The organism is Acinetobacter sp. PW68, assembly GCF_020982655.1.
In the GTDB taxonomy this organism is placed as follows: Bacteria; Pseudomonadota; Gammaproteobacteria; order Pseudomonadales; family Moraxellaceae; genus Acinetobacter; species Acinetobacter towneri_A.
Genome location: NZ_JAHZSX010000001.1, coordinates 2,521,101 through 2,538,336 on the forward strand (window position 1 = coordinate 2,521,101; position 17,236 = coordinate 2,538,336).

A 17,236-nucleotide genomic window follows, 5' to 3' on the forward strand; every position below is an offset into this window, starting at 1 on the left:
AAATATATTAATGATTTCTTGAAACACTGTCATTAACAATTCGTGGTGTAACAAAAATCAGTAACTCACGTTTGTTTTCCGACTTAACATCTTTACGGAATAAACGTCCGATATAAGGAATATCGCCCAAGAATGGAACCTTGGTTTGAGAGTTAGCCGTTTGTTGCTCAAAAATACCGCCCAAGACTACAGTTTCACCATTGTCCACTAAAACGTTGGTATTTACGGCGTTTTTGTTAATGGTGAGCTGACCTGTAGGTGTTGCTGCACCTGGTGAGTCACTGGTAATATTTAATCGCATTTGAACTTTACCATCAGGTGTGATACTTGGAGTCACATCCAGACTTAAAGTCGCATCAATAAATTCAGTGGTCGATACCGCATTGACACCTCCACCCTCAGAAGATTGATACGGAATTTGAGTACCCGATGCGACTTTGGCATTTTGCTTATCTGCAGTCAGGATTTTTGGTGTAGAAATCACTTCACCGTAACCATCGGCTTGTAATGCAGACAATTCCAAATCTAGCATAAAGTCAGACAAACTGATTAAACCAAAGGCAATCCGGCTAGCACCTGCACTGGTCACTCCTAAATCGACATTCAGGTTTTGCGGACGTTCAATTTCATACTTCCAACCACCCGTATCATCATCTTTTTCTGGTTCACGTAAGTTCCACAAGGTCGTATCACTACCACCGACTAACAAGTGATTATTGTTGGTAATCCCTTGTGACAAGATGCCCCACTTCACCCCCATTTCTTTGGTGAAATCTGTGGTTGCACGGACAATACGTGCTTCAATCATCACCTGCTTCACAGACACATCAAGCAAATCAATCATTTGACGAATCTGATCAATTTTTGCCGATGTATCATTAATGATTAAGGTATTGGTACGTGGATCTACCGACACTGTACCGCGAGGGCTGAGCAAGCTGCCCACACTATCACCTAATGGGTCAGTACTTGAACTTGTGTTGGAACCACTACGTGAGTTAGAGGCATTTTTACCATCAGTAATCAGCTTCTCAATATCTGCCGCTTTGGCATAGTTCAATTGAATATATTCAGTTTGTAATGGCGCCAACTTGACACTTTGCGCAATCGCCTTAGCTTCCTCTTCTTCGGCTTTAATCAATTCAGAAACAGGCGCAATCCAGATGACGTTACCATTACGACGCTTATCCAAGTTTTTGCTTTTCAAGATAATATCTAAGGCCTGATCCCAAGGTACATCTTTTAAACGTAAGGTAATGTTACCTTGCACGGTGTCTGCTGCCACCATGTTTACGCCTGTGAAATCAGCCAGTAACTGCAATACACGACGCACTTCGATGTCTTGGAAATCCAATGAAATCTTTTTGCCTGTATAGCTTTGCGCTGCACGAAGTTTTAACGGGTTTTTATCAACCGGGCGTTTGAGGCTGATCGTTAGTTTGTCTTCTGCTTGATATGCCATATATTCATAGCTGCCTGCAGCCTGAATAGTAATCACGCCATTGCTGCCATCATTGTGTGCATCAATGGTCGAAACAGGTGTTGCAAAATCATTGACATTTAAACGACGCGCCAAATGTGCAGGTATTTTATTACCTAAAGTACGTACCACAATTTTGCTACCTTGCTGCTGCACATCTACAGGCGTATTGCTACCGAGTAGATCAATCACCACCTGACCTTCACCTTCACCGCCGCGCTGGAAACCAATATTGGAAACGCCTTGTGCGCTACGTTGAGCAGTCACGGCAGCCGCAGGGGTTGCCGTTTTTGAGTTGATTTTTAAAATAAAGGTGTTGCCTTCAACCCGCGTGGTGAATGCCCCCGCATCTGCTAAGTTCACAGTTAAACGTGAACGCTGTGCATCTGAACTGACCTCTACAGAACTGGCTTCTTTTGTCGCAACAGCAACACTGTTTTGTTTCAGGGTTTGTTGTGCTTTATCAAAATCTAGAATCAAGCGGGAAGGTTGTTCGAGCTGATATGCAGCAGGTTGTGGTGGCAAACCATTAAATATCACACGAATTTCGGTGCCCTGCCCCGGAATTTGCATGGGTACGATGTTGGTAATGCTGACTTGGGCATTGGCAACTTGCATCACGGCCATTGCGACTGCACCCATTGAAAACTGACGGAACAAATTGTTCATTGTATTACCATCCCCAAAAATAAAATCTTTCACACTGTTATTCATTTTTATTCCTTTAATTTATGGCGCAGGCCCAATTAAAACTAAACTTCTTGGACGTTCTACATAACCTTCACGACCATCTGGAATAATTTCGATTAAATCAATTTGTGTAGGTGTAATATTTACTACACGACCATGATTTACCCCCATATAGCTACCACGTTGGATACGCTCAATTTCACCGTCTGGTGTTTGAATCAATGCCAAAATTTGACCATTTTGACGCATACTGCCTTTCATGGTCAGTGATTCAAGCGCGTAATTTTCCAAGGGTTGTAACTGGCGAGCAAGGTTCGGATAAACGCGTTTCCCTGCCATTATTTTAAGCTCTGCCGCCAATGAACTAGGCATAAATGGGCTTTTGAGCTGGTGTGCTGCATAGTTAAAAGTTGGTGCAGGTTCAAACACAGGTGCGGGTTCAATTGGCAGTGGCGGCTGATTACGAATTTCAGCCATTTGTGTATTCACAGCATCAATCCGTGAATCACAACCTACCATCAACAAAGTCGCCATCAGAGCCAACGAAAGCTTTTTAATTTTCATTATTCAGCCCCTCCAACATTACCCGCAGTTTGTGTATCTGCACTGCCTACATAACGATAAGTTTTTGCTTGCGCTTTATAGGTTACTTGCGGAATATCAGTTTTCTTGTCTGTATTTTCAGTCGCTACAATTTCAAAGTCGTGCATGGTCACAATACGTGGCAATGCTGCTGTACCGCTCACGAATGAACCAAAGGCATGGTAATCACCTGTTGCTTCAATTGAAATTGGCTGTTCAATAAAGAACTCTTGCCTAATCTCATTCTCTAAACGAATGTTTTTAAACTTTAAACCTGAATTCACGCCAGTGACGTTAATATCTTCAACCAATCCTGGAATTTCAGTTTCTTTTGGCAATTGTTCAAGTTGTTGATTAAAGTTCGCTTCCATTTCTTGTAATTGTGCTTGATATTGCTGCAAATTACGCAATTTAGAATCTTTTTCACGGAACTCATTTAACAAGTTTTGTTCTTGTGCTTGTGCTGCTGCAATGGCATCTAACTTTGGCTTGATCACGACAAAATAACCTAAAGCCAAAATCAAGAAAATAATAAAAATCCAGCAGGTAATTTTGACCGAAAGCGGCCAAGCACCATAATTGTTTGGATCTAGAGTATTGAACTGTTGAAAAAACTTTTCAACGGTCATTTTCTTTTTCGGAGCAACAGCAGCATCCTGATTTACTTCATCATATTCATCGAGACTCATTGTGCTGCCCCCGCTGCTGATGTTGGATTAGGTTCTGTTGGTGTTACAGGAATCGCAATATCTTCTAAATCTGAAGTCACTACGAAAGTACCGTAACTTTCCTCTAGACGAGGAACCACAGAGCTTGGTGCTTTATCTTTATTTTCTTCTTTGGCTAAGAATGAATTCATAAATGCATTGCGATACCAAGGCGATGCTTCCAAATTACGCAAGAATTCAGCCACTGTATTTGGACTTTCAGCCTTGCCTTCAAAAGTAAATTTATTGCCTGTCCGACTCACTTTGGTTAAGTACATATTGCTTGGTGTCACACGCACCAATTCATCCACTAAACGCACAGCAATTGGACGCTGACTTTGCAAGCCCTGAATTAACTTCATGCGCTCAACAATAGCATTCCGCTGTTCTTGCAAGCCTTCTAAAGATTTTAATTGTACATCTAGGTTTTGGTTGGTGCTGATCACCAATTGATTGGCTTGTTCTTGATCTTCTAACTTCGCGTTATAGAAGAACCACGCTAAAGTCACCAATAACACCCCAACAGCAGCCGCTGCAATACAAAATACAATAAATTCTTTTTTTCGTTTTTCTCTTAGCTCATCGCGCCAAGGGAGTAAGTTAATCTTTGCCATTAATCAAAACTCCTCATTGCTAAACCACATGCCACCATCAATGACGGTGCATCACTTTCAATTTTTTTAATGTCGATTTGTGGAGAGAAGCCCATTTGCAAGAATGGATTGGCAATGGTCACACGGTAGCCCAGTTTTTGCTGCAACAACTTCGCAAGACCTGGAATATTGGCATTCCCCCCTGCCAATAAAATGTGATCAATTTCGTTAAATTGTGAAGATGAAAAGAAAAACTGCAGTGAGCGTGCAGCTTGTTGCACCACCGCCTCTAAGAACGGTTCGAGCACTTCTACATCGTAGTCATCTGGCAAAGTACGGCTTTTTTTCGCGCGACCTGCTTCTTCATAAGACAAACCATAACGGTTTTGAATTTCTTGTGTCAGCTGCTTACCACCAAAGGTTTGTTCGCGGGTATAAATAATTTTGTTATTTTGCAGCACCGACAAGGTAGTCATGCTATGACCAATGTCCAAAATACCAATAGTGTTCACACCCATTGGCAGGGTATCGGAGAACACTTTAAAGGCATTTTCGATGGTAAAACTTTCGACATCGGCAATTTTGGCTTTCAAACCACCCAACTCTAATGCTTCTACTCGTGCTTCGACGTTTTCTAAACGTGTCGCAACCAGTAACACATTGACTCGGTTTGGATTGGCTAAGCGATCTGGTAAAACTTCAAAGTCCAGACTAACTTCGTCTAATGGGAATGGAATATATTGCTCGGCGTCCATACGAATTTGAACTTCACGCTCATCGCTGGTCATATCTGCATCCATTTCGATGATTTTGGTAATTACCATTGATGTTGGAATTGCTAAGGCTGCAGATGTAGATTGCGTGTTTGCTAAGTTCAATGCACGTTCAAGCGCATCCCCGACTGCTTCTGGATTGAGAATGTTTTTTTCGACCACACTGCCTTCTGGAAGAGGGACCAGCGCATAGCTTTCGACCCAATATCTCCCATTCTTAACAGAGAGTTCTAATAATTTAACAGAAGTAGAACTAATATCTACACCTATTAACCCCTTACTTGGCTTACGATATAACCTACGCACGATAATACCATTCCTATTATTTTTTTATCCCCAAAAAAATTTAACCTACTAATCCGCGCTGGTCTATAATTTTTTACGGATACAATAATTCATCTAACAATCCGTAAATCTACTCGCTATACTGACCAGCAATTAGTTTGCTATTAGCGCTTATTAAAACGCACTTGTTATGAAAAAGCTATCTTGTTCGGGTCGTGTTCATCCATTTTTTTTGATCATAATTATAATTTTGGTCGCAATACCGATGGGTTTCTATGGCATGTATCTCTATATTGCCCCATCTTTGCCAGAAATGACCACCTTAAAAAAAGCACCATTACTAAAGCCATTGCAGGTGTACAGTGCCGATAATGAGCTGATTGCCGAGTATGGCGGCAAACTTTCTGTACCTGTCGACTACGAACATATTCCTGAAAAATTCATTTTTGCGTTCTTGGCAGCTGAAGATTCTGCTTTTTTTGAACACAGTGGAATCAGCTTCAAAGGTTTGGGGCGCGCGGTGAGCGAGGCCGTAACAGGCTCCAATGTGCAAACGGGCGGTTCGACCATTACCATGCAAGTTGCGAAAAATTATTATTTAAGCCCTGAACGCACCTTAAAGCGCAAACTTACCGAAATCTTTTTAGCACGTAAAATTGAACAAAATCTGAGCAAAGAAGAAATTTTGACCTTGTACGTCAATAAAATCTTTTTGGGTAAAAATGCTTATGGTATCGCGGCAGCTGCCAAAATTTATTACAACAAAAGCCTAGAAGAACTGTCGATTGCACAAATGGCTATGATTGCAGGCTTACCTAAAGCACCTTCACGCTACAATCCTGTAGTGAATCCTGAGCGTGCTTTGGAGCGTCGCAACTGGATTTTAGGACGCATGTTGCAATTAGGGTATATCAACCAAAATGAGTACCAAAAAGCGATTGCTGAACCCATTAATTTAGATATGCCAGACCGTAGCATTAGCAATAAACATCCCTATATTGGAGAAATGGTACGTGCTGAACTGGTCAGTAAATTTGGCGAACAAGCGGTTGATTCGGGCTATAAAGTTTACACGACGGTAGACAGCAAACGTCAGATGTATGCTGAACAGGCGGTGCAAGAAGGTTTAGAAGCCTATGATCGTCGTCATGGATGGCGTGGTGCAGAGGCACATGACAAGCCTCTGCATGAGTTTCGTGCTTATGCCAATACCTACCCTGCGCAAGTTAGCAAAGTGCTCAATAATTCTTTTGAAGCGTTAATGCAAGATGGCACAACGGTTACTGTACCGTGGTCAGGTATGTCTTGGGCGCGCCCCTATCGCAACGCCAATAGTATAGGCAATGCGCCAAGTCGCGCGGCACAGATTGTAAAAGTCAAAGATATTGTCCGTTTACGCCCAAATGATAATAAAACCGCTTGGTCATTAGTACAAGTACCTAAAGTGCAAGGTCAATTGGTGGCAATTAACCCGAATAACGGCGCCATTGAAGCATTGGTGGGTGGATATAATTTCTATCAATCCAAATTCAACCGTACTTTACAAGGTTGGCGCCAACCAGGTTCTACCATTAAACCTTTTGTCTATGCACTGGCTTTAGAGCGTGGTATGACACCACACACCATGGTCAATGACAGTCCAATCACCATTGGTAAATGGTCACCACGTAACTCCGATGGTCGTCATTTAGGCATGATTCCGTTACGTCGTGCACTCTATTTATCTCGTAACACGGTTTCGGTACGCTTATTACAAGAAGTCGGTATTGAGCGTACCCGCCAACTATTCATGGATTTTGGTTTACAGGAAGATCAGATTCCGCGTAACTACACGATTGCATTAGGTACACCACAAGTTTTGCCTATTCAAATGGCAACGGGCTATGCCACTTTTGCCAACGGTGGTTACCGTATTCAACCGCACTTCATTAACCGTATTGAAGATGCTTATGGCAAGGTGATTTATCAAGCCAATCCTGAATATGCGTGTATTGCTTGTATTAATTCCAAAGAACAAACAACTGAAAGTGCCGAAGCCACCACGCCCGATGATGAAGTGATTGAAGTGACCAATAAAAAACTGGCACAAGCTGAACAGGATCCACAATTATTGGCAGAGCGTAGTCAGTACAAACAGGCACAACGTATTTTAAAATCTAGCTCGGCGTATGATATGTCCAATATTTTACGTGACGTAATTCAACATGGTACTGGACGTGCTGCGCTGAGAATTGGTCGTGGCGATATTGGCGGTAAAACAGGAACCACCAACGACGCCAAAGATGCTTGGTTTGCAGGTTTTAACGGCAAACTAGTGACTGTAGCTTGGGTCGGCTTTGACCAACCTACCACTTTAGGACGTCGTGAATATGGGGGTGTCGCAGCGCTGCCAATTTGGACAGATTTTATGGGCAATGCACTTAAAGGCACACCTGAAGCATGGGTCAGTTTAGACAGCAAAGCCAAAGCGCCACAACGTGAACTCAATCAAATGAATGCAGAACAGAAGCAGGATTATCGTGCTTCACCGCCTTTGGCACGTCCACTATATCGACCTGTACCTGTTGCGCCAGCACGTGCGCCTGAGCGTGATTTTGACGATTTACCAGGCGATGAGGTATTAATTCCTGAAAACACTGCACCGCCTGCCATGCAAGCGCCAAACAACAGCCCTGCCAAACCAAATGCAGCACCTAAACCTGCTCCCGATGCGTTAGAAAACTTAATTGATGAAGTCTTATAACCACAGACATGCAGTCAGAAAAAAGCCCTCTTACGTAAAGATGAGGGCTTTTTTTATGGGCTATTCAAGCTTACTTTTTCTGAAACAGATAAATTTGATGCTGTGCTGTCACATCAAATTGGGTTTGTTGTTCCAAGGTCTGACGACGCTCTGCTTTGGCTTTGTAAGCATAAGGTGTCATAGCAATTAAATGATTTAAATCGTTTTGATTGAGCTGTAACGGCGTTTCCACCACGCTAGCATCGACTAAATCAAAGTCATCTTGCAATTGAGCGATAAATTTTTCAGGTTCATGCGGCTTCACTTCTTCAAACAAAGCTTGACGCATCGCCAATAAATGCTCAGACGCAGGCGTTACTACCAACAAATAGCCTTGTGGTTTTAAAACCCGCAAAATTTCCTGTTGTGGAATTGGGCTAAACAAGCTGGCACATAAATCAATACAATGTTCTAAAACAGGCAAAGTTGCCCCTGTCCCCACCACCCAAGTCACTGCGGGATTCAGTTTCGCCGCCACTTGTACGGCATTCTTGGCAATATCCACCCCAACACACTGCAACACTTCGCCTTGCATGGCAGCGGTGTAATAGCCTTCACCACAGCCAATATCCAACAAATTTTCGATGCGTAAGGTGCGAATTTTTTGCACCACTGCCTGTTGCAAGGGCGCATAATGCCCTGCACTTAAAAATGCACGACGTGCCTGCACCGAAGCAGGTGTATCCCCCGGATTTTTACTGTGCTTATGCTGCACGACATGCAAGTTGACATAGCCTTGTTTCGCAACATCATAACTGTGGTTGCTGGCACAGCGCCACGTTCTGTCATGCAGTTGTAAGACCTGACGACACACAGGACACATCAGCAAATTCATCATTTTCTCCAGAGTGAACCACATAAAAAAGTCGGCGAGTGCCGACTTTTAAAATTTTCGGTTGGATAGGCTTAACGTAATTTTAAAGTCATTAAACCTAAAACCACCAGCATAATTGTGATAATCCAGAAACGAATCACCACTTGAGTTTCACGCCAGCCTTTCTTTTCATAGTGGTGATGCAACGGCGCCATTAAGAATACCCGTTTATTGCGCATACGTAGTGAACCAATTTGCAAGAATACCGAAATGGCTTCCACCACAAACACCCCACCCATAATCGCAAACACGATTTCCTGACGTACCATGACGGCAATCGTACCCAGCATTGCCCCCAAAGACAGTGCACCGACATCGCCCATAAAGACTTGTGCAGGATGCGCGTTATACCACAGGAAGGCTAAGCCCGCACCAATCATCGCGGCACAAATCACCACCAACTCAGACGCATATTTCACATAAGGAATGTGCAGATAATCAGCAAAACGAACATCCCCCGCCAAGTAGGCAAATACACCCAAACCGGCCGCAACCAGCACGATTGGCATAATCGCCAAGCCATCTAAACCATCGGTCAGGTTTACCGCATTTGAGGCACCGTTAATCACCAAATAAGTAAAGATAATGAAGCCAACACCGAGTGGAATCAAAGATAAAGGAATGCTGAAATCTTTAAAGAATGGAATCAACACATCCAACATATCTGCGGTTTGTGTAGGATTTGGTTGTTGGCTTGCAATCACATACAATGCAATACCCGCACCCAATGATGCGACCGAAGTCCAAAAGAACTTTTTACGCGCAGGCAAACCCGCATTGTCTTTGTAGCGAATTTTAATCCAGTCATCTGCCCAGCCTACGGCGCCAAAAATCACCATGACCGCCAGTACAATCCAGACATAAGGGTTAGATAAATCTGCCCATAATAGGGTCGAAATACCAATGGAAAGTAGGATTAATACCCCGCCCATGGTTGGCGTACCCATTTTTTTGGCATGTCCTTCAGGTGCATAAGAGCTGACTGCTTGACCGTATTTCAATGCTTGCAGTTTACGAATCATCACAGGACCTAGCACCAAACCGATGCCAAGCGCAGTCAATACACTCAGTAATGAACGTAATGTTAAATAACGAACCACCTGAAAGGAGCTGTTATAGCCCGCCAGCTGTTCAAATAACCATAACAGCATTTAAATTTTCTCCATCAATGCAGCCATCAACGTTTCCATATGGGTATAACGAGAACCTTTAAATAGGAAACTCATGGACTGAGGTTGATGTGTTTTTACCAGATCAATTAAAAACGGTAAGGCTTGTTCTTGAGTGACAAAAGCCTGTAATTTTTTTCCATATTGGGTACTACGTGCACCTTCTTGGGTCGCGGGTGCAAATTCACCGACAGCCACCACAAAGTTGATGCCACGAATAGACACCAAGTCACGCCCCAACATATAGTGCTGTTGTGCTGCACTATTGCCCAACTCACCAATATCACCAATGACCATAACTCGCACCCCTGTTTGCTGTGCAAGGACTTCGCCTGCAGCACGCATAGAGGTTGGATTGGCATTATAGGTGTCGTCAATGAACAAATGTGTGCCTTGCTGAATAAAGTTCAAGCGTCCTTTTGCGCCTTGTGCCTGCTCTAAGCCTGCGACAATATCATCTAAACTTACGCCAATTGCCAGTGCAAAAGCAGCAGCTGCCGTGGCATTTTGTACATTGTGTTCACCTGCAAAGGGTAAATGAACCTGACGCACACCTTGGGCAGTATTTAAACAAAAACTTGCCGATTGTGGCTGCAACTGAATGTCTGTCGCAAATACATCACCGCCTTCCCCAAAACTTAGACGCTGTTCCGACTGAACCGCTTGCCGAATCTGTTCGGCAAAATCATCGGCAGCAGGGACAATGGCCGTGCCTTGTGGGGCAATATGTGCATAAATTTCAGACTTAGCCCGACAAATGCCCTCACGTCCACCAAACTCACCCAAATGCGCAGTACCAATATTGATAATGCCTGCCACCTGCGGCTGCACCAAGTTTGATGTGTAATCGATTTCACCTTGATGACTGGCGCCTAATTCCATCACTGCATATTGATGGCTTGCATTCAACTCCAACAACATCATCGGCACACCCAAGTCATTATTCAGGTTGCCACGAGTAATTAAAGTCGGTGCCAAACGCGACAAAATACTACCCAGCATTTCTTTGGTGGTGGTTTTGCCACTACTGCCTGTTAACGCAATCACTTTTAATTGTGGATGTTGCTGACGACGAAATGCGCCCAAGTACCCTAAGGCCAAACGAGTATCAGGCACGACCAATTGGCAAATATCTGCGTCTACAGGCTGGCTGACAATTGCCATAGAACAACCCTGTGCCGCCACTTGTGCCACAAAGTCATGTGCATCAAAACGCTCACCTTTTAAAGCCAAAAAGGCATCGCCTGCTTTGGCATGACGTGAATCGGTCAAAATACGTTGAATGTCGCATTGCGGTGTTTGCCCATTAAACCAATAACCCTGTGTTGCTTGTTTGAGTTGTTCGGCAGTCCAAGGTTCTAAAATTGCGGTACTGGTGGTGGAAGTGTGCATACAAATTCCTTATTGGGCAGGATAAGCAGTAGCTGAACAATGTTGTGCATCAATCGCAGATTGCACTTCAACCACATCGTCAAACCAGTGTCTTACCCCATCTATTTCTTGATAATTTTCATGGCCTTTGCCTGCTATCAAGACAATATCACCCGATTGCGCATGTTTGACGGCATATTTAATCGCTTCACGACGATCATGAATTTCATGGCTCTGTGCTACCGACAAATCTACACCAGTTTGCATATCGGCAAAAATTTGCAAAGGATCTTCTGTACGCGGGTTATCTGAGGTCAAAAGCACAACATTGGCATAATCTAATGCCGCTTGAGTCATCAGGGGACGCTTGCCACGATCCCGATCTCCACCACAGCCAAATACCGCCCAAAGCTGTGCGCTGACATGACGTTTTAGAGTTTGCAGCACCTGAATAAGGGCATCTGGCGTATGCGCATAATCCACTACAAATAAACGCTCTGCATCACGCAACACTTGCATACGCCCCGGTGCGCCTTGAAGTTGTGCAGTCGTTTGGATTAAATCTGGCAATGCAAAACCTGCTTGCTCTGCGGCAATTAAACTCGCCAGCAAATTTTCAACATTAAAATGTCCAAGCAACGGACTTTGCACCACATATTCTGCCGTAGCAGTTTTTAGCTGGAAACGTACGCCATTCAGACTGTATTCAATCTGCTGTGCTTGATAATCTGCCGCCTGCTGCGTGGAATAGGTCAAAATTTTTGGTTGAGCAGGATTCTGTTGAGCCGCTTGCAACATGATGCCTGCATATTGATCATCTAAATTGATAATGGCAACTTTTAAACTGGAAAACTGAAACAGCATCGCTTTGGCTGCAGCATACGCCTCTAAAGTCCCGTGATAATCCAAATGGTCACGGCTCAGGTTGCTATATACCGCAATTTCAATATCGCAACCATTTAAGCGCCCTTGCTCTAAACCGTGTGAACTGGCTTCAATTGCGGCAAATTTTGCGCCTTGTTGTGCATAGCTGTATAAAGCATTTTGCAGTTGCAAGGCATCTAAAGTGGTATGCGTTGAAGCTTCCAAATTAGGCAAAATTCCATTGCCCGTGGTACCCATTACCGCACAGCGTTGAGCTTGCAACATCAACAATTCGGCAATTAAACGTGAAATGGTGGTTTTACCATTGGTCCCCGTAACAGCAAGCATACGTGCCAAAGGTATGGGCTGTCGCGCTTGTAAATATTGTTTTTGCCAGTGTCCCATGCGCTGACGCACATCAGGCACTACCAAATTATTGGCAACTGCCAGTTCAGTTTCCGAAATCACCGCCAAAGCCCCTTGATCTAAAGCGGCTTGTGCAAATTGAGCGGTTTTTTCAGGCTGCGACAAACTGGTCAGAGCAATAAAAATTTGCCCTGGTGTAACATGGCGGCTGTCGAGCTGAAAGCCCTGAAAGTCTTGTGTCATCCAATCTGCAACGCGAGAACTGCGGTAAATATGTTGAAAGCTGATAGACATGCGTCACCTGTTATTGGATGTTGGGAGTTTCTAAAGGTTTATCTAAAGGTACATTCATTAAACGTAAAGATTCTTGCATCACACGAGCAAATACTGGCGCTGCCACCAAACCACCATAATACTGTCCTTTTGGATTTTCCACCACGACCACCATGGCTAAACGCGGATCACTGACTGGCGCAACCCCAGCAAACAAGGCACGATATTCAGTCTGTGAATAGCCTTTGCGGTCTGCACGAAGTTTATGTGCTGTACCCGTTTTACCTGCAACTCGATAGCCTGGAATATTGGCTTGACGTGCTGTACCACCTGGCAAAGTTACCGCTTCCATCATCAGTAGAACTTGGTCAGCAATTTTAGCATCGACAATTTGTTCACCTTTGGGCTGTTCTTCTAATTTATATAAACTCAGCGGCATTTTTACGCCTTTATTGGCAAGCATGGCATAAGCATCTGCCAATTGCAGCACAGTGGCATTCAAACCATAACCATAAGACATGGTCGCCACTTCGGACACATTCCATTTGCTTGGCGGCAAGATTAAACCTGCGCTTTCACCCGGAAATTTCACCGCCGAACGCGCACCAAATCCTAAACGCTTATAAAAAGTCGGTAAGGTAGCATACGGTAAAGATAAAGCTATTTTCGCCACCCCCACGTTTGACGATTTTTGGATAATCCCCGCCAAAGTCAGTGAGCCATAGTTGTGAGTATCACGGATGGTGTGATTACCCACCCGCATTGAGCCACCACTTAAATTAACCACGGTATTCGGTGAATATTTACCGCTTTCCAGTGCCATTGCCACAGTCATAGGCTTCATGGTCGAACCCGGCTCAAAAGAATCGACCGCACCACGGTTACGCATCGCATCTTTGTTCGATAAGCTTTTTTTGTCATTCGGGTTATACGATGGCCAACTGGTCATTGCCAGAATTTCACCTGTTTTGACATCTACCGCAATAGCAGTTGCCGAACGTGCATTATTGGCGACACCTGCTGCGGTTAATTCACGGTACATAATGTACTGCAAACGTGAATCAATACTTAAGGTGATATTTTCACCCGGTTCTACTTCTTTAATGACTTCAGGGTCTTTAACTCGGTTACCTTTTTTGTCACGGATGATTTGCTGTTCGCCATCTACACCAGCCAAACGGGTATTCAGCTGCATTTCCAAGCCTTCAATACCTGTGCCCTCACTGTTGGTCAAACCAATAATTTGTGCATTCGGCTGCGGCTGTGGGTAATAACGCTTATAGTTTTTTTCGGTATATACCCCTTGGAAATTGCGTTTTAAAATCAGTTCTGCCTGTTGCGGTGGCACTTCTTTTTGCAGCACCAAATAACGTGAGCGTGGACGCTCATTCATTTTTTGTTTGAGTTCCTGACGATCCATGCCAACCGCATCGGCCAGTTCATCTAAATTTAAGTTTTTATCTGGTAACTGACGACGCAATTTACGGCTAGTCGGATTTTTTTCCAGCTCTGCGGTAATTTCATCAAACAGCTTTTTATTGTCAAAATAATCACGTGGATCAATCACCACTTTCATAATTGGGGTACTAATTGCCAAAGGCACGCCATTGCGGTCATAAATCACCCCACGCATGGCTTTTAGTTTTTCAGTTCTTAAAATATTGGCATTGGCTTTGTTTTGTAAAAAATCATGATTGATAATTTGCACATAGAATGCCCGTCCCACCAGTGCCACGAACACTAGCAGTACCACAGCCCACATTAAGTAAAAACGCCACATTTCTACATGAATGGCATTTTTTCCAGTTACCGATTGCTGTTTCTTTCGGGTTTGCTTTTTGCGCGTATCGACCATGTGCGACTCGCCTTATTGTTGTGCTGAAGTTGTAGGCAAAGAAATCACCACCGTTTGCTGTGCAGGCGGTGAATACATGCGCAATTGCGTCACCGCACGGGTGCCAATTTGGGCAGTTGCACCAAAGGTCTGCTGTTCAATTAACAAACGCCCCCACTCGGCATTTAAGTCATCTCGCTCGCGCATATAAGAACTCAGCTCACGATAATCATGGCGATATTCAAACACCTGAAACACCACCATAATCGCGCTGATAAACACCAGCGCCAATAAAATAAAATAGGCGACCATTTTTTTCAGTCGCACTTGAGATTGATTTTTTTCAACGCTTTCAGTTTTCATTATTGGCCTTTTCAAGCTAATCGTTCTGCAACACGTAGCCATGCGCTGCGTGAGCGTGGATTGGCTTTGACTTCTTCATCACTAGCACGTACACGTAAGATTTTTTTCAATCGACGTGTATCTTGTTGCTGTTGTGGCAAGCCCCAACCTGAATCTTCAGGCAAGCTCGATTCTTTTTGAATAAACTGTTTAATTAAACGATCTTCCAAAGAATGGAAACTAATTACAGCCAAACGACCTTCGGGTTTCAACACCTCAACCGCCTGTGGCAAGAAGTTTTCAATATCTTCTAATTCTTTATTAATCGCAATACGAATTGCCTGAAAAGTACGCGTTGCAGCATGTTTGTTTTTTTCCCACTTCGGATGGGCAACTTTTACAATTTCAGCCAATTGTGCAGTGGTTTCAATATAACCCGCCTGTTTAATGGCTTTGGCAATACGGCGGCTATAGCGCTCTTCACCATATTGAAAAATCACATTGGCTAAGGCTTCTTCTTCAATATCCACCAACCACTCTGCAGCAGTCGGGCCTTGCGAATTGTCCATACGCATATCAAGCGGGCCATCTTTCATAAAGCTAAAACCGCGTTCTGCCTGATCGAGCTGTGGTGACGACACGCCTAAATCAGCCATCACACCATCGACCTGCATTACACCCAAATCATTTAACGCTTGCTGCATATCGGCAAAACTGGCATGAATAATTTGAAAGCGAGAATCTTGCTGCGCCAATTCTGCTGCCACAGCCAAAGCTTGTGGATCTTTATCAAAGGCATAGACTCGCGCCTGCGCATCCAATTTGGATAATAACAAACGCGTGTGTCCACCGCGTCCAAAGGTAGCATCGACATAAATTCCTGTATTGCGATCTGCCAACACGGCATCAACAGTTTCATGAAGTAATACAGAAATATGCGACATAAGGTTCAATCAATACAGCTAAAATTTAACTGCACATTATTACCTTGTTTTGGCAAAGCTCCAAACGTCTTTTTGTAGATAAATATTACTTTTCATAGGGAAAACCGTTTTTGAGCTTTTAAAGCACAAAAAAATCTCCGTAGAGATTTTTTTGTGCGCCAATCCAATCAAAGATTAGACAGCAATGAATATGTGCTTAACGCTTAGCATTATAAATTTGGTCGAAAATTGCACCATTCACAAAATGGGTTTTTTGTGCATTTTCCCAACCACCGAACACTTCATCAATGGTGAAAGTTTTTAATTTCGGGAATTGTGCAGCATATTTTGCAAGGACTTTTTCATTACGTGGACGGTAGAAATGTTTAGCCGCCATTTCCTGACCTAAAGGCGAATACAAATAGTTGATATAACCTTTCGCCAACCATTTATTGCCATTTTTTTCTACTGTACGATCTACAATTGCCACCGAAGGTTCAGTCAAAATAGAAATAGATGGATAAACAATATCAAACTTGTCTTTGCCTAAGGTTTTTAAAGTCACAAGGGCTTCATTTTCCCAAGTCAACAACACATCACCAATGCCACGTTCAGCGAATGTGGTCATCGATGCACGTGCTGCCGAATCCATCACTTTTACGTTGTGGTACATCTTACCTACAAATTCTTGCGCTTTGGCTTTAGAACCGCCCGGTTGCTTTTCTGCATAACCCCAAGCCGACAAATACACCCAACGCGGCAAACCACCTGTTTTCGGGTTTGGGGTAATAATTTGTAAGCCCGGTTTGGTTAGATCATTCCAATCTTTAATCTTTTTCGGATTGCCTTTACGCACCATAAAGACGATGGTCGAGGTATAAGGCGCAGAGTTATGAGGAAATTCTTTTTGCCAACCCGCTTGAATCTGACCTGACTTTACAATTTCTTCAATATCATTCGCTAATGCCAAAGTTACAACATCGCCCTTTAAACCATCGACCACGGAACGCGCTTGCTTACCCGAACCACCATGCGATTGTTTAAAGTTGACGTCTAAACCTGTACGTTTTTTCCAGTACTGACCAAACGACTTGTTAAATTCATCATAAAATTCGCGGGTTGCATCATACGATACATTTAAAAACTGACGATCTGCAGCCTGAGCAGTCGTTGCAGCAAAACCTGTTGCCAATAGAGCAGCAGCCAATAAAGCTTTCAATTGAGTTTTCATTACAACACACATCACTTTTAATCTATCACTCAATATATGCAATGCTTAGGCGCTGCGCAATTTGTAAAAACACAAAAAAATCTTTAAACTCAATGAA

General features: G+C 43.5%; 14 protein-coding genes. 1 reads left to right on the forward strand and 13 read right to left on the reverse strand.

Going from position 1 to position 17,236, the window contains the following annotated elements:
* Positions 1-7: 7 nt before the first annotated feature.
* From pilQ to K1T76_RS12090, 5 genes are read right to left on the reverse strand one after another with little or no spacing between them, the layout of a single operon-like run.
* Positions 8-2,149, reverse strand: coding sequence for a type IV pilus secretin PilQ family protein (gene pilQ / locus K1T76_RS12070; RefSeq protein WP_230245664.1), 2,142 nt, complete (start codon positions 2,147-2,149; stop codon positions 8-10).
* 60 nt (positions 2,150-2,209) lie between these two features.
* Entirely contained in the window at positions 2,210-2,734 is a 525-nt protein-coding gene (locus K1T76_RS12075; protein ID WP_230245470.1) for a pilus assembly protein PilP, read from the reverse strand.
* Entirely contained in the window at positions 2,734-3,441 is a 708-nt protein-coding gene (locus K1T76_RS12080; RefSeq protein ID WP_230245471.1) for a type 4a pilus biogenesis protein PilO, read from the reverse strand. The genes K1T76_RS12075 and K1T76_RS12080 overlap by 1 nt, the downstream gene beginning before the upstream one ends.
* Positions 3,438-4,073, reverse strand: a complete 636-nt coding sequence (locus K1T76_RS12085; RefSeq protein ID WP_230245472.1) for a PilN domain-containing protein — start codon at positions 4,071-4,073, stop codon at positions 3,438-3,440. Before K1T76_RS12085 ends, K1T76_RS12080 begins: the two co-directional genes overlap by 4 nt.
* The gene (locus tag K1T76_RS12090) at positions 4,073-5,131 is read right to left on the reverse strand and encodes a pilus assembly protein PilM (RefSeq protein ID WP_230245473.1); all 1,059 of its coding nucleotides are present in this window, start codon (positions 5,129-5,131) and stop codon (positions 4,073-4,075) included. The genes K1T76_RS12085 and K1T76_RS12090 overlap by 1 nt, the downstream gene beginning before the upstream one ends.
* Before the next feature lie 169 nt (positions 5,132-5,300).
* Between K1T76_RS12090 and ponA the strand changes: the two genes are divergently transcribed.
* A complete protein-coding gene (gene ponA, locus K1T76_RS12095) occupies positions 5,301-7,853 on the forward strand; it encodes a penicillin-binding protein PBP1a (RefSeq protein ID WP_230245474.1) in 2,553 nt (850 codons plus the stop codon).
* Positions 7,854-7,923: 70 nt separating this feature from the next.
* Here the strand turns inward: ponA and K1T76_RS12100 are convergent, their stop codons facing one another.
* The 8 genes from K1T76_RS12100 to K1T76_RS12135 form a co-directional block, all read right to left on the reverse strand.
* A complete protein-coding gene (locus tag K1T76_RS12100; RefSeq protein WP_230245475.1) occupies positions 7,924-8,727 on the reverse strand; it encodes a putative RNA methyltransferase in 804 nt (267 codons plus the stop codon).
* 71 nt (positions 8,728-8,798) lie between these two features.
* A complete protein-coding gene (mraY, locus tag K1T76_RS12105; RefSeq protein ID WP_230245476.1) occupies positions 8,799-9,917 on the reverse strand; it encodes a phospho-N-acetylmuramoyl-pentapeptide-transferase in 1,119 nt (372 codons plus the stop codon).
* Positions 9,918-11,327, reverse strand: a complete 1,410-nt coding sequence (locus tag K1T76_RS12110; protein WP_230245477.1) for a UDP-N-acetylmuramoyl-tripeptide--D-alanyl-D-alanine ligase — start codon at positions 11,325-11,327, stop codon at positions 9,918-9,920.
* Between the two features lie 9 nt (positions 11,328-11,336).
* A complete protein-coding gene (locus K1T76_RS12115) occupies positions 11,337-12,830 on the reverse strand; it encodes a UDP-N-acetylmuramoyl-L-alanyl-D-glutamate--2,6-diaminopimelate ligase (RefSeq protein ID WP_230245478.1) in 1,494 nt (497 codons plus the stop codon).
* 10 nt (positions 12,831-12,840) lie between these two features.
* On the reverse strand, positions 12,841-14,664 hold the full coding sequence (gene ftsI / locus K1T76_RS12120; protein WP_230245479.1) for a penicillin-binding protein PBP3: 1,824 nt from the start codon (positions 14,662-14,664) through the stop codon (positions 12,841-12,843).
* Positions 14,665-14,676: 12 nt separating this feature from the next.
* Positions 14,677-15,006, reverse strand: coding sequence for a cell division protein FtsL (gene ftsL / locus K1T76_RS12125; RefSeq protein WP_372238848.1), 330 nt, complete (start codon positions 15,004-15,006; stop codon positions 14,677-14,679).
* Positions 15,007-15,017: 11 nt separating this feature from the next.
* Positions 15,018-15,929 (reverse strand): 16S rRNA (cytosine(1402)-N(4))-methyltransferase RsmH, encoded by a 912-nt coding sequence (rsmH, locus tag K1T76_RS12130; protein ID WP_230245480.1) that lies wholly within the window; start codon positions 15,927-15,929, stop codon positions 15,018-15,020.
* A gap of 196 nt (positions 15,930-16,125) precedes the next feature.
* Positions 16,126-17,139 (reverse strand): sulfate ABC transporter substrate-binding protein, encoded by a 1,014-nt coding sequence (locus K1T76_RS12135; RefSeq protein WP_230245481.1) that lies wholly within the window; start codon positions 17,137-17,139, stop codon positions 16,126-16,128.
* Positions 17,140-17,236: the final 97 nt, after the last annotated feature.